The organism is Neoakkermansia glycaniphila, from assembly GCF_900097105.1.
Classification (GTDB): Bacteria; Verrucomicrobiota; Verrucomicrobiia; order Verrucomicrobiales; family Akkermansiaceae; genus Akkermansia; species Akkermansia glycaniphila.
In genome coordinates this window covers 3,012,124-3,024,996 of record NZ_LT629973.1, presented here as the reverse complement: position 1 = coordinate 3,024,996, position 12,873 = coordinate 3,012,124, and the positions used below count along the sequence as shown (strand labels likewise).

The window sequence follows — 12,873 nt, the reverse complement described above, 5'->3', positions numbered from 1 at the left end:
TCAAGGAGAGGCAAAGAGTTCCCCGTCACAAGTATGTAACAGGAAAGCGCGCTGCTCCCGGTCGAGAAGCCGCTGCTTCATCGCGAGGCCTCCGGCGTACCCTGTCAGCTCTCCCCGGCAGCCGATCACGCGGTGGCAGGGAATGAAAATGGGGATGGGGTTCCGGTGGTTGGCCATGCCGACGGCACGGCATGCCTTCGGCGAACCGATCTCCTCGGCGATGTCGCGGTAAGAGGCCGTTTGCCCATAGGGAATGCGGAGCAGGGCATCCCACACCTTCTTCATGAACGGTGTGCCTTGCGGCGACAGCGGCAGGTCGAACGACTCCAGTTCTCCGGCGGCATACAGTTCCAGCTGGCGGAATGCCTCTTCGATGATGGAATCTCCCTCTGCCTGAGGCTGATCATGGCAGGACAGGGGAGGATTCAGCACGACGCGTACGACGGCCCTTCCATCCGACTCGATGCCGATGAATCCCAAAGCTGTATCGCGGTAAACGGTCATATATTCATTGGATGTTGGATCGTCATGTTTCCGTTCAAACATCGTCCCGGTAAAGTTTCCGGAGCATGGCGATCTCGCGGGCGTGTCCGGCGAGATCGTTGGGCGTTTCCAAATAGAAGGGAAGATGGCGCAATACGGGGTGATTGATGATGCGGGCCAGCGCATCGAGTCCGATATGGCCTTCGCCGATGGTTGCATGCCTGTCCTTGCGGCTGCCGCGCGGATTCTGGCTGTCGTTCAGGTGAATGGCTTGCAAATGTTCCAACCCGATCGCACGGTCGAAATGCTCCAGCACTCCGTCGAGATCGCCCGCGATATCGTATCCCGCATCCCAGACGTGGCAGGTATCGAGGCACACTCCGAGAAGATGCCGATGCCCGACGCGGTCCATGATCTCGCGCAGCTCCTCGAACTCCCTGCCTATCTCGCTGCCCTTGCCGGACATGGTTTCGAGCAACACCGTTGTGGCCTGTTCCGGCTTCAGTATCTCGTTCAGCGCGGCGGCCACCCATTCGATCCCGGCCTCTACCCCCTGATTCACATGATTGCCGGGATGGAAATTGTACAGGCTGCCGGGGATGGATTCAAGACGGGCCAGATCGTCCGCCATCGTCTCGCGGACGAGGGTACGCAGATGCTCGGTCGCTGCGCTGGCATTCATCGTATAGGCGGCATGCGCCAGTGCCGGTGCGAAATGATGCTCCAATGCCCAGACTCGGTATTGCTCCACATCGCGATCATCCAGCTTCTTGGCGGAAGCACCGCGCGGATTGCGCGTGAAGAACTGGAAGGTATTTGCATCGATGGATGTGGCCGCCTTGCCCATGGCAAGAAAGCCCTTCGCGCAGGATAGATGGCAACCGATTTTTAGCATACTTTGATGTACCATTATATAATATATTTACAATTGTCACAAGCATGTTATTCAGTATATCTGCCCAGTCGAAGTATAATTCAACTGGGCAGATTGTACCATTTATCACGGACGACAAATAAGTTTCAATCCACGCACTCCGTGAGGAATGCGACATATATCGTCTTCGATTTCCATTTTCATACCCTTTGACAGATATGATTTTACATGTACTCAAAGTATTATGTGAGTAGAAGTACAACTCACGCACTCCGAAAAGGTATAATGTACTTCCGGACGGGTACAATAAATACACATGAACGAGAATATGCCATACTCCATGAAAAAGTCAATTTTTGAGATTATATTTCTTATTAGTCGTAAGTGAAAAATTTAAATTAATTCTCAAACAAATTAAAATGACAAATAATTTCTTGACATCAATTCACCGAAATGATAGTTTTTTTCTGTCGGAATAAAAAAGGATGGAGCTTGGAACTCCATCCTTCTATTTCTGAAAACAAGTCTTATGCAGAAAATGTCATCAGTTTAGCTGAATCGCTGAACGCTTTTTACAAGTTCATCCAGATGATGTCAATCCGGCAGTAAGACATAATATAATAACATTATGGCCAAAGCCACGAAAATTAAGTTAAAAGACGGATGTACATCTCCGAAGTCCACGCTGGAAATCTCTGAAATTTATCTCGAAGGAGTAAATAAGGAAGGTTTTTATACTAAAGCAGCAGTACATGATTTCGTCAAAGACGAAAATGTAGTTACTGTGAATATTGGACCTAGTTATCCCAAATTAATTGCAGTTGTCAGTCCCAAAGGGGAAAAATACGTCCGATCAGAACCAAACGATACGAAGGACGACAATCTTTTGAAATTGCCGCGAGTATAAGGTTGTCTTATGTAAGACAATTACAGGCAGCCTATTCCAATAAGAATAGGCTGCTTTTTCAGTATTCAAACCCCTCCTGCGCCGGGGTGCCTTGTTGAAGGGCGTGGCGGATGCAACCGATGCTGCTTACGGTGTCGGCAAGTGCCATGAGGGATTCCGGGGCGTTGCGCCCGGTCATGATGAGCGTTTTTCCTTCGGGCAGGGCGGCGATTGCTTTGCAGGCTTCGTTTTCATCAATCAATCCATACCGGACGGGGTAGAAGAATTCGTCGAGGATGATGACGGATGTTTCATCGTCGGCCATGCGTTGCCGGGCGAGTTCCCAGCCGGAAAGGGCGGCGGCGCGGTGTTTCTCCCACTGGGGGGAGTCCGGCTGCTTCGGCGTGAATCCGAGGCCAGAGCAGACGACTTCCGCTTCGGGGAAACGGCGCAGGGCGGCTACTTCTCCATACCCTCCGTCGTGCTTGATGAACTGGATGACGGATACTTTTCTCCCATGTCCGATAGCGCGCAAAGCCATGCCGAAGGCGGAGGTCGTTTTGCCCTTGCCGTCTCCGGTGATGATGAGGATGCGCTTGGATGCCATGAGGGAATGCTAGGAAGTCCGTGACCGAATGTCAAGGTTCGAGTGCTTACGCCCGGTTGCGCTGATGGCCGAGCCATGTTCCCTTGCTCCAGATGGTTTCAAAGGGGCCTTGCTTGTGCCTTGCCAGCCACCGGCGGCTCCAGAAGAGCTGGAGACCCACAATGCCGAGGCCGATGAGGAAGGTGACCGTAGCCCCCGTCGTTTTGTACAGGCCGAGGCCGTAGCCGTAGTACAGGAAGACGCCGATGATGGACTGCGTGATGTAGTTGGTCAGGCTCATCCGGCCATAGGGGATGATGAAGCGCTGGATACGAAGGCCGTTCGTCCGGAACCAAGCGAGCGTGAATGCGGCGACGAGCAGCCCCATGAAGGCGATATTGAACCACGACATGACGATGGTATCCATGGGTACGGACAGCCTGTCCAGTCCGGCGGTGTGAAGCATATCGCCCATGCTTTCCTTGATGTACCACAGCGGGCCGAAGGCGGCGGCGCAAACCGTACATACGGTTCTCCAGCGGCGGACGGATTGTGCGCTCGGGATGAAGTACTGCCGTCTTCCCAGAAGCAGGCCGTACATGAAGAGTCCGACGGTCTGGAACAGGCGGCCGTGTTCGACCTGCCAGAAGTTGCTGTAAAGCTGCCCGTGCCAGATGTTGGATCGGAGGAGTTCGAGGAAATTGCCGTCTTTCATGACCGGAAGGGCCAGCTGCTTGTAGGTGATATAGCCGTCGGAGAGCGGCGTGTAGCCGGAGTGGAACAGGGAATACAGGACTCGCCCCCATTCGAAGGGCTGGAAGAGGCATGCCAGCGCGATGATGAAGACGGTTTTGTCCTTGAGCCGGCAAACGGGAATGAGGAGCAGCCCGGCGACGGCGTACAGCAAAAGGATATCCCCGTTGTAGAACAGCGAATGGAACTGGGCGAAGAGGAAGAGCAGGAACATGCGCCATGCGAAACGCCTCCGGAAGTCGCCGCCGCGCGCCTGTTCGTTGCGGAACTGGATGTAAAAGCTGAAGCCGAAGAGCAGGGAGAAGGTGGCATAGGCCTTGCCCGCCATCAGGAAGAAGGTCGTTTCCCAGACGCCCAGATCGAGCATGTTGAGCCAGTCGGGCATGCCTTCCGGGATGCAGTACAGGTTGTAATGTTCCAGGCTGTGGAGGATGACGATGGCCATCAGGGCGAATCCCCTGAGGGCATCGACGACATCCAGCCGTTTGTTTAACGGAGGCAGCAAGTCGGTCATGCGTTGAAATACGCCGTGCGGAGTGCCTTTCTTTCACTCGCGCATCTCTTCAAAGCCCTCAAGGAACCTTTCGGTTTGCTTTTTTCCGCCTGTCCTGCTATTCTGGCAGCGTACATAAGGCAGGCTGTCCTCACCATGTTGTCCATATGAAGCGTACGGTTCTCATCACGGGCGGAGCGGGATTCATCGGTTCCAATTTCGTTCCGTTCTTTGCGGCTCTCCATCCGGAATACGAGGTGGTGAATCTGGATCTGCTGACGTATGCCGGCAATGCGGCCCATTTGAGGGAATGCGATGTCTTGCCGAATTATTCTTTCGTGCAAGGGGATATTGCGGATGTGCCGTTTGTCGATGCCCTGTTTCGGGACCGGGATATTCGGGGAGTGATCCATTTTGCGGCGGAGAGCCATGTGGACAATTCCATTTCCGGCCCGGCGGCATTCGTCCGCACGAATCTGACCGGTACGTTTGCGCTGCTGGATGCAGCCCGGAGGCACTGGATGGAAGCTCCCAACCGCTGGAAGCCCGGTTACGAGGGATGCCGTTTCCACCATATTTCGACGGACGAGGTGTACGGCTCCCTGGGCGAGACGGGGCTGTTTACGGAAGAGACCCCGTATGCGCCGAATTCCCCCTATTCCGCGAGCAAGGCGGGATCCGACCTGCTGGTGCGTTCGTATTTCCATACCTACGGCATGGATGTGACGACTTCCAATTGCTCGAACAATTACGGCCCGAAGCAGCACCGCGAGAAGCTGATTCCGACGGTGATCCGGCACGCTCTGGCGGAGAGGCCGATTCCCATTTACGGGGACGGGCTGAATGTGCGCGATTGGCTGTACGTGCTCGACCACTGCAAGGCGGTAGATGCGGTGTATCACCGCGGCCGTGCGGGAGAGACGTATAACGTGGGAGGAAATGCCGAGATGACGAATCTCGCCATTGCGGGGACGATTTGCTCTCTGCTGGACGCGCTGCGCCCCCGCGCCTGCGGCCGCCCGCATGCCGAGCTGCTGGCCTTCGTGGAAGACAGGCCCGGCCACGACCGCCGCTATGCGATCGATGCGTCGAAGCTGCAGGCGGAGCTGGGATGGCAGCCGGAGGAATCGTTCGCTTCCGGCATGGCGAAGACGGTGGAATGGTATCTCGGCCCCGGCCGCGAAGGACTTGGCGTTTGATCGCCTACGCAAAACTGGCGCCGGAACATCCGATGCCAGTGCACAGGGAACCACAGATGCCGCAGATCGGCACAGATCAGGATCTTATTCAAGAAACGAGTTACCACTCGCATCTTTTTTATCAAAATCTGCGAAAATCAGTGGCATCTGTGGCTCATCAATGAATGGTTCATGGTGAACGGCTGCTCAGAAGAAGAGCCTGCGGTTGCCGAACAGGATGCGCTTCACGGTGTTGAGCTCGCCGTGCAAGACGTGCTTGGCGATGGTTTTGGCAAAGCCGAATGCCTGGTTCATCGTGATTTCCGGCGGCATGGCGAGCGCATGCTCGTCCACGACGACATCCAGCAGCGCGGGGCCTTCGCAGGCCAGCCAACGCTTGACGGCCAGAATGGCATCTCCCGGTTTCGTGAGCCGTTCCGCCTGCACGCCCATGGCCTGCGCCACTTCGGCGAAGTTGGGGTTTTTCAGGTCGGTGTTGACGGGGCGTATGCCCGCCGCCGTCATTTCGAGGTTGATGAAGTCGAGAGCTGAATTGTTGTACACCAGCACCTTGACGGGCAATCCCTCCTGTACGAGCGTGAGCAGGTCGCCGGGGAGCATGGCGAGTCCGCCGTCTCCGCAGAGGGCGATGACCTGCCGTTCCCGGTCGGGAGCCTGTGCGCCCATTGCCATGGCGAGGGCGCAAGCCATCGAACCGTGCTTGAAGGAACCGATGATGCGGCGCGTACCGCCGCCGTGCAGGTAGCGGGCCGACCAGATGTTCGGGGTGCCTGTATCGACGGTGAAGACGGCGCTGTCACTCGCGCAGTCGCTGATGATCTTGGTGATATATTCGGGCCGGATGGGGGCGTCTTCGTCCACATGGTGGATGTAGGCGTTCAGCTTCTTCATTTCCTTGGCGTGGCGCGTCAGGGACTGCCGCAGGTACTCATCGTCGGACTTTTCCTGAATGAGAGGCATCAGCTCGCGCAGGGTGGCGAGCGTATCGCCCTGTACGCCGAGGAAGGCGGGGACGCGGCGGCCGAGGTGGGTGGCGTTGATGTCCACCTGTGCGACTTTGACGTGATGGGGAAGGAAGGCGCTGTACGGGAAGTCCGTACCCCACATGACGAGCAGGTCGCAGTCGTTCATGGCCTGCGTGGCATCGCCCCAGCCCAGAAGTCCGGTCATGCCGACGGCGTAGGGATTGTCCTGCTCCATGATGTCCTTGGCGCGGAAGGTGTAGGCGATGGGTGCCTTGACTTTGCCAGCCAGCTCGACGATTTCCTTCTGTGAGCCCGTGCAGCCGTAGCCGCAGAAGAAGGTGATGCGCCTGCTGCCGTTGATAAGGGAGGCCAGAGCCTGAATATCGTCCGGCGAGGGGGTGACGGTGGCGCGGCCTACGCAAAGGGGTGCCTTGGCATATCCCTCGCGCTCCGCTTTCCGGGCGGCGACGTCGCCGGGCAGCACGATCATGCCGACGCCCGGCTTGTCCTTGGCGTGGCGGATGGCATTGGCGACGATGGTAGGCGCGTGTTCCGCTTCCGAGACGAGTTCGCAAAAGGCCGTGCATTCACGGTAGAATTCCTGCGGGTGCGTTTCCTGAAAGTAATCGTTGCCTACCTGACTGAGGGGGATGTGCGACGAGATGGCGAAGACGGGTGCATCGCTTCGCGCCGCATCGTAGAGACCGTTGATCAGGTGCATATTGCCGGGGCCGCTGCTTCCGCAGCAGGCGGCGAGTTCACCCGTGATCTGTGCTTCCGCGCTCGCGGCGAAGGCGGCGGCTTCTTCGTGCCGGACGTGTATCCAGCGGATGCTGCCGTCGCTTGTCAGGGCTTCCGTGACGGGGTTCAGGCTGTCGCCTACAATGCCGTAGATCCGCTTGATGCCCGCATCCCGCAGCATGCCGACGAGTTGATCGGAGACTGTTTTACTCATATCTCCAACATTCAAACCTACCGGACGGGAGAAGGCAAGCCGCAACTCTATCAATTAGGGGTGCGGACAAGCGCCATTCAAGGCCGTGCAGGCGATGCTGAGGCGCCGTTCGTTCCCTCCGGCCGGGTGGGTTGCACGGGTGGCTGCTGCGGCTGTGGTTCGGAGGGTTTGTCCGCTGTTCCCGGAATGGAAGCCGGAACTGGGGAAGGCGTATCCGTTTTTGCCGGATCGGTCTGTTCGGGCTTTCCGTTGCCGGGCTTGTCCACCGGAGGCACCGGAAGAGGTTCGGGTTTGGGCTTGAGGAGGTCTTCCCACTGGTGGTAGCGGGCCGTTTCGTGAATCCCGCCGATTTCATCGAGGAGTTCGCGGCAGCGGGCATTCAGCCTGTCGTAGTCGATCGGCCCTTTGTCCGGTTCCGCCGTGCCGGGGAACACGAGGTAACTGGCCGACAAATCGCTCACGGGGCGGCTGTAGATGGTGGCCTTCGGGTTGACTTCCTTCGCCAGCCGCAGGGAGGCTTCACCCGTTTTATAATGGGGGCCTGCATCGCCGACGATGGCGGGGAACAGGCGGTTCTCATGCACGACGACGGCATAATCCCCAGCCTTGGGCGAGAAATCGGAGTTGCTCTGGTTGATGACCCGGAGCGGGATGACGATGAAGGGATCGTATTCGGCAATGAGGTAGCTCTTGGTCTTCAGGTCGGTGATTTCGAGCTTGAGGGTGCGGATGCGTTCCTGAAGAGCCGTGCGGCTGGTTCCTGTCGCCTTCTTCAGAGAAGCCTCGGCGGTTTTCAGCTTGCTTTCCCATGAGGCGAGCAGCGGGTTCGGTTGCTTGGTGCGCTTTTTCCAGGCGTAGGTCGTAAAGGGCTGGTAGGTCGAACTGTTCACGATGGCGTCCGGCATCTTGGGCAGGCGGTCGCCGTCCGTACCGTCGGATACGACATCCATGTCCGACTGGAGCCAGAGCACCTTGCGGCGGGTCTGCGGATGGGTGATCTCGAGGATGGTATCGGTGTCGTAGAAGTTGTGGCGGTCGATGATCTTGAGCAGGGACGACGCGCTGTTGCGGATGCGGTTTTCCTTGTTCTGGTAGAGCTGGTTGTAATACGGGGATGTCTGTGCTCCGGCAAGGAGGGCGTCGTATTCCTTCAGCACATTCGGCAGTTCCGGGTTGGCGAGCTTGAGGTCTTCGCCCTTGGCGGCCTTGGGTACGACGATGTCGAGCGAGAAGGTGGCGCGGTAGTTTTCGGGTTTCTTGCGGTCGCGCGTGGCCGTCGTGCCGGGGATGAAGTTGACCTTGGTTTTCAGGTTGATGCCGCGAATGAGTTCGGTCACGTTGACGAACTCCCCGGTCGATATCTTCTGGGGCAGCGCAGGAGGGAAGGGCGGCAGGACGATGGCCGGCATGGTGAAGTTGGCCTGCGGCTTCCACGGGGTCACGCTGCCTGCGGGTATGCGGTGGACGAGGGGCTTGTCCGGCTGTTCGGAGGGGTGGCCTTCGGAAGGCCGGTCGCCCGGTTCGTCCGAAAGCGGTGTGGAGACGGCGCCGTCATCCTCCGGCAAGCCTTGCAAGGCGCGGACGAGCTGGGCGGGATAGGGCGTATACAGGGAACCGGCAGCCAGCAGGGCGGCTCCGCCGATGAGCCAGACGAGAGGGGATGGTTTTCTTGGCGGCATGGGGTCAGGTATCGGAAGAGATTTTGCGGGGGCGCAGGCCCATGACCATGCGTATGACGGGCAGGGGCATCATGCGAAGCAGGAAGGAAAGGCAGGTGATCTTGAAGGAGGGGTAGACGCAGGCCTTGCGGCGGGAAATACCGCGCAGGGCGGCGGTGATGACTGTCTCGACATCCGTATCGAAGAGGTCTTTGCCCGGCGTCATGTTCCCGGTGAATCCTTCGCGGCGCGCCACGGCACCGAATTCCGTATGCACGGGGCCGGGGCATACGGCGAGTACGCCGACGCCGGAAGATTTCAATTCCAACCGCAGAGCTTCGGAGAAGGAGGAGACGTAGGCCTTGGAAGCGGCGTAAATGGCGAAATCCGGAATGGGAAGCAGGGCGCCGAGGGAACTGATGTTGATGATGTCGCCCCCGTGGGCGGCCAGCGCCGGAGCCAAGGCACGGCACATCTCCGTGAGGGCGCAGATGTTGACTTCGAGCATCTGGCGGTTCCGTGCGGTATCGGATGAGGCGAGTTCGCCGTAGTCGCCCAGTCCCGCATTGTTGATGAGCAGGGTGCGGGCCGGAGAAAGCCGCATCAGGCAGTCGATCATATTTTGCCGTTCTTCCGGCCGGGAGAGGTCGCAGGCGCGGATGTCCACCGCAAGATTGCCGTATTTCCCCGCCAGCTCATGAGCCAAAGTTTCCATCCGGTCGCGGCGTCGGGCGATCAGCACGAGTTCGCGCACATCGGGGGCCAGTCGGCGGGCAAACGCCGCGCCGAATCCGGACGAGGCTCCGGTAATGATGACCCGCTGATAATTCATAGCCGGGATTCTGGCAGAAACAGGATTCATGTTCAAGCACTCAGTGCGTCTCGACCGCTCTCTTTCCATGATGAAAAAGGCAGCCGCCCCAGTGGGATGCGGCTGCCGGAAAGGAAGGCGGCGGCGGATCTTTACAGATTGGCGATCAGCGCATCGGCGAAGGCGGAGCATTTCAGCTCGCGGGAGCCGGGGATCATTTCCGCCAGGTCGAAGGTGACGGTCTTGTCCGCAATCGTCCTGTTCAGAGCGGAGATGATGAGATCGGCAGCTTCGGTCCAGCCCATGTAGCGGAGCATCATTTCCGCCGAGAGCAGCACGGAGGAGGGGTTGGCCTTGTCCTTGCCCGCCAGCATCGGAGCCGTGCCGTGCGTCGCTTCGAAGACGGCATGCCCGGTGTGGTAGTTGATGTTGCCGCCGGGGGCGATGCCGATGCCGCCGACCTGCGCCGCGAGGGCGTCGGAGATGTAGTCTCCGTTCAGATTCAGCGTGGCGACCACATCGAACTTCTGCGGGTGGAGCAGTATTTCCTGAAGGAAGGCATCGGCGATGCAATCCTTGATGACGAGGCCGTTGGGCAGGCGGAGCCACGGTCCCTTGTCGATGGGCTGGGCGCCGAATTCGCGTTTGGCGAGGTCGTAGCCCCAGTCGCGGAATCCGCCTTCGGTGAATTTCATGATGTTGCCCTTGTGGACGAGCGTGACGCTCTTGCGGCCGTCGGCAATGGCGTATTCGATGGCGGAGCGGACGAGGCGTTCCGTCCCTTCGCGGGAAACGGGCTTGATGCCGTAGCTCGACGTTTCCGGGAAGCGCACTTTGGAGGCGCGGGCCGGGAAGGCCTGCTTGAGCCATTCGTAGAAGGCTTTGGCATCTTCCGTACCGTTCTGGAACTCGATCCCGGCGTAAATGTCTTCCGTGTTTTCGCGGAAAATGACCATGTCCACCTTTTCGGGATGCTTCACGGGAGTTTCGATGCCTTCGAAGTAGCGCACGGGGCGCAGGCAGCAGAAGAGATCAAGCCCCTGACGCAGGGCGACGTTCAGGCTGCGGATGCCGCCGCCTACGGGTGTGGTCAGCGGACCCTTGATGCCGACGAGGTAGGTGCGGAAGGCATCCATCGTTTCATCCGGCAGCCATGTGCCGAGCTGGTCGAAGGATTTCTGTCCGGCCAGCACTTCCTTCCAGACGATGGAGCGGCTTCCCCGGTAGGCTTTGTCCACGCAGGCGTCGATGACGCGCGATGCGGCATGCCAGATGTCCGGGCCGGAGCCGTCTCCGATGATGAAGGGGATGATGGGATCGTTCGGGACGCTGAGTCCCGCGGCGGTCATGCTGATGGGTGTTCCTGCACTCATGTTCTGGTGATGGTCGGTAAGGGGTGAATTATTGCGGAGGGCCGTAGGCTTCCACTTCGCGAAGGACGATGATGCCTTTCTTGGTCAGCGAAGTGATGCGGATGCTGCGGACGGCGACGGGCTTCGGCAGCGACCACATTTCCCAGCCTTCGAGGGCGTACCCCTCGGCAAGGAAGTTTTTGCTGATCTTGCGGCCGTCGGCCAGCGTCAGTTCGACGGAGAATTTGGTGAGCTTGCCTGCCTTGGAACGGTCGCCGCCGCCGTAGATGACAACGCGGGAGACGAGTTTTACGGCCTCGGCCTTGAAGGTGGCGGACCACCATGCGGGTTTGCCGTCGGCTGGCAGGGCGACGGAGACGGCGCCATCGTCGGCGGAATTGTTGTTGACGGCGATTTCAGGGCCGTAGGAGGCAGCCGGGGCGAGCGTCGAGCTTTGTTTCAGCAGCAGCCCTTCGGAGCCGGAGGCCAGCCAGTTGACCATGCCGGAGGGGATGGCGGGCGGCGGCAGGTTCGCATTGCCGTCTTCATCCGTGGCGGAGGGTTCGGCCTGAGTGTCGGGCCGCTTCGGCTCGGCGGGAGTCGTCGTATCGTCGTCATCCGGCGTATGGGTATCGAAAGGACTGCCGGAGACGTCGTCAGTATCGGTCGCCGTAGGAGCAGGCGTATCGTCTTCGTGGGAAGGCTCGACAGGTGCGGGATGCGGATGGGTGGCGGTATCGGCCCCTCTTTCCGTTTTTGGTGCGGCAGCAACCGCCGCTTCTTTTTTGGAAGCGGGGGATTTGTCGCTGAACTTGGCGATGACGGCAGCGGCGCCGAACAGCAATAAAAGCACGAGCACGGGAGCAAGGTAGAAGGTCGTATTGTCCTTGACCTTCCGACGCTCCAGTTCGCGTTCCATGGGTGAACGGTAGGACGGCACGGAGGAGCCTGCATCGGAACCGGCACGCAGGACGGGAGCTTCCGGAGCATTGCCTGCCGCCGCAGCGGACAGAAGGCGGTTGCCCGGAGCAGGAGCGTGCTTCGCCATGCGGGATTGCTTGCGCGGTTCGTACACCTCGTCCGGAAGGTTCAGAGCCATCAGCTTGGAGGCCAGTTCGCTGAGGGAGGAGATGCGGACTTCCGGAGCATCGGCGGTGGCATGTTCCAGCAGCTGCGCCAGTTCGGGATACGTTTCCACGAAATCGGCAGGCAGATCTTCCGGATCGGTCGGGTCCGGGTAGGGCTTGCCGAGAATCAGCGTCGCCAGCAGGGAGCCGAGCGTGTAAATGACGGAAGCCGCCGTCGGCTCGTCTTCCGGATGGTTGCGGAGTTCGGGCGCAAGCGTGTAATGGAAGTCCGGGAGTTCCGGCATGTCCACCAGGCTGAACGAAAGAGTATCCGCCGGGGTGACGAAGATGTTTTCCGGATGCAGGTGGCGGGGCAGGATGTAGCGGCGGCGGGCCAGCTCCAGCGGAGCGACGGCGCCTACGATATAACGCAGGGCGGAACGCATGGGGCAGGGGCCTTTTCCCATCAGGGAAGCGAGCGTTTCGCCGTCCGGATACTTGATGATGGCGTAGATGTATTCCCCGGCCTTGCCGCAGTCGTACACCGGGAGCAGGGCTTCGTGGCGCACGTCGTGTACGGCTCCGGCTTTGCCCAGCCATTTCTCCCCGTCGGAGTCGCGGGCGACGATGGCGATCAGTACATCCGTATTGTCTTCGCGGGAAACGGCCTTGTACAGACACCCCAGAGGAGACCCCTGGAGAATCGTCAGGAAATTGTATTCATACAATGTAGCATTGAGCTCCTTGATGCTGGGAGGTGTCATAATAAGCCGGAGGAAAAAATAGTAACG

Annotated in this window: 11 protein-coding genes; 2 read left to right on the top strand and 9 right to left on the bottom strand. The window is 59.1% G+C overall.

Going from position 1 to position 12,873, the window contains the following annotated elements:
• Entirely contained in the window at positions 1 to 504 is a 504-nt protein-coding gene (locus tag PYTT_RS12605; RefSeq protein ID WP_067775101.1) for a methylated-DNA--[protein]-cysteine S-methyltransferase, read from the bottom strand.
• 34 nt (positions 505 to 538) lie between these two features.
• Positions 539 to 1,378 carry a deoxyribonuclease IV gene (locus PYTT_RS12600; protein WP_067774992.1) on the bottom strand — a complete coding sequence of 280 codons (840 nt, stop codon included), beginning with the start codon at positions 1,376 to 1,378 and terminating at the stop codon, positions 539 to 541.
• 607 nt (positions 1,379 to 1,985) lie between these two features.
• Here PYTT_RS12600 and PYTT_RS13145 point away from each other — a divergent pair.
• A complete protein-coding gene (locus PYTT_RS13145) occupies positions 1,986 to 2,264 on the top strand; it encodes a DUF3892 domain-containing protein (RefSeq protein WP_083076643.1) in 279 nt (92 codons plus the stop codon).
• Positions 2,265 to 2,322: 58 nt separating this feature from the next.
• Here the strand turns inward: PYTT_RS13145 and PYTT_RS12595 are convergent, their stop codons facing one another.
• Both PYTT_RS12595 and PYTT_RS12590 read right to left on the bottom strand, forming a co-directional pair.
• Positions 2,323 to 2,850, bottom strand: a complete 528-nt coding sequence (locus tag PYTT_RS12595) for a cob(I)yrinic acid a,c-diamide adenosyltransferase (protein WP_067774995.1) — start codon at positions 2,848 to 2,850, stop codon at positions 2,323 to 2,325.
• Positions 2,851 to 2,896: 46 nt separating this feature from the next.
• The gene (locus tag PYTT_RS12590; protein WP_067774998.1) at positions 2,897 to 4,096 is read right to left on the bottom strand and encodes a DUF418 domain-containing protein; all 1,200 of its coding nucleotides are present in this window, start codon (positions 4,094 to 4,096) and stop codon (positions 2,897 to 2,899) included.
• A gap of 146 nt (positions 4,097 to 4,242) precedes the next feature.
• On the opposite strand from PYTT_RS12590, the gene rfbB reads away from it, so the two are divergent.
• The gene (gene rfbB, locus PYTT_RS12585) at positions 4,243 to 5,274 is read left to right on the top strand and encodes a dTDP-glucose 4,6-dehydratase (protein ID WP_067775001.1); all 1,032 of its coding nucleotides are present in this window, start codon (positions 4,243 to 4,245) and stop codon (positions 5,272 to 5,274) included.
• Positions 5,275 to 5,460: 186 nt separating this feature from the next.
• On the opposite strand, the gene PYTT_RS12580 is transcribed toward rfbB, so the two are convergent.
• The 5 genes from PYTT_RS12580 to PYTT_RS12560 form a co-directional block, all read right to left on the bottom strand.
• Complete coding sequence (locus PYTT_RS12580; protein WP_067775004.1) at positions 5,461 to 7,194, bottom strand: thiamine pyrophosphate-dependent enzyme; 1,734 nt, start codon at positions 7,192 to 7,194, stop codon at positions 5,461 to 5,463.
• 77 nt (positions 7,195 to 7,271) lie between these two features.
• A complete protein-coding gene (locus tag PYTT_RS12575) occupies positions 7,272 to 8,873 on the bottom strand; it encodes a glycoside hydrolase family 75 protein (RefSeq protein WP_067775007.1) in 1,602 nt (533 codons plus the stop codon).
• Positions 8,874 to 8,877: 4 nt separating this feature from the next.
• Positions 8,878 to 9,684, bottom strand: a complete 807-nt coding sequence (locus PYTT_RS12570) for an SDR family NAD(P)-dependent oxidoreductase (RefSeq protein ID WP_067775010.1) — start codon at positions 9,682 to 9,684, stop codon at positions 8,878 to 8,880.
• A 131-nt stretch (positions 9,685 to 9,815) separates the two neighbouring features.
• Complete coding sequence (icd, locus tag PYTT_RS12565; protein ID WP_067775013.1) at positions 9,816 to 11,036, bottom strand: NADP-dependent isocitrate dehydrogenase; 1,221 nt, start codon at positions 11,034 to 11,036, stop codon at positions 9,816 to 9,818.
• Positions 11,037 to 11,064: 28 nt separating this feature from the next.
• Positions 11,065 to 12,846 carry a hypothetical protein gene (locus PYTT_RS12560; protein ID WP_067775016.1) on the bottom strand — a complete coding sequence of 594 codons (1,782 nt, stop codon included), beginning with the start codon at positions 12,844 to 12,846 and terminating at the stop codon, positions 11,065 to 11,067.
• Positions 12,847 to 12,873: the final 27 nt, after the last annotated feature.

Excerpts from the sequence above, each read along its gene's own strand:
- PYTT_RS12560 (WP_067775016.1), bottom strand. The coding sequence starts at position 12,846 with ATGACACCTCCCAGCATCAAGGAGCTCAATGCTACATTGTATGAATAC.
- PYTT_RS12600 (WP_067774992.1), bottom strand. The coding sequence starts at position 1,378 with ATGCTAAAAATCGGTTGCCATCTATCCTGCGCGAAGGGCTTTCTTGCC.
- PYTT_RS12595 (WP_067774995.1), bottom strand. The coding sequence starts at position 2,850 with ATGGCATCCAAGCGCATCCTCATCATCACCGGAGACGGCAAGGGCAAA.
- PYTT_RS12590 (WP_067774998.1), bottom strand. The coding sequence starts at position 4,096 with ATGACCGACTTGCTGCCTCCGTTAAACAAACGGCTGGATGTCGTCGAT.
- PYTT_RS13145 (WP_083076643.1), top strand. The coding sequence starts at position 1,986 with ATGGCCAAAGCCACGAAAATTAAGTTAAAAGACGGATGTACATCTCCG.
- PYTT_RS12570 (WP_067775010.1), bottom strand. The coding sequence starts at position 9,684 with ATGAATTATCAGCGGGTCATCATTACCGGAGCCTCGTCCGGATTCGGC.
- rfbB (WP_067775001.1), top strand. The coding sequence starts at position 4,243 with ATGAAGCGTACGGTTCTCATCACGGGCGGAGCGGGATTCATCGGTTCC.
- PYTT_RS12605 (WP_067775101.1), bottom strand. The coding sequence starts at position 504 with ATGACCGTTTACCGCGATACAGCTTTGGGATTCATCGGCATCGAGTCG.
- PYTT_RS12580 (WP_067775004.1), bottom strand. The coding sequence starts at position 7,194 with ATGAGTAAAACAGTCTCCGATCAACTCGTCGGCATGCTGCGGGATGCG.
- PYTT_RS12575 (WP_067775007.1), bottom strand. The coding sequence starts at position 8,873 with ATGCCGCCAAGAAAACCATCCCCTCTCGTCTGGCTCATCGGCGGAGCC.
- icd (WP_067775013.1), bottom strand. The coding sequence starts at position 11,036 with ATGAGTGCAGGAACACCCATCAGCATGACCGCCGCGGGACTCAGCGTC.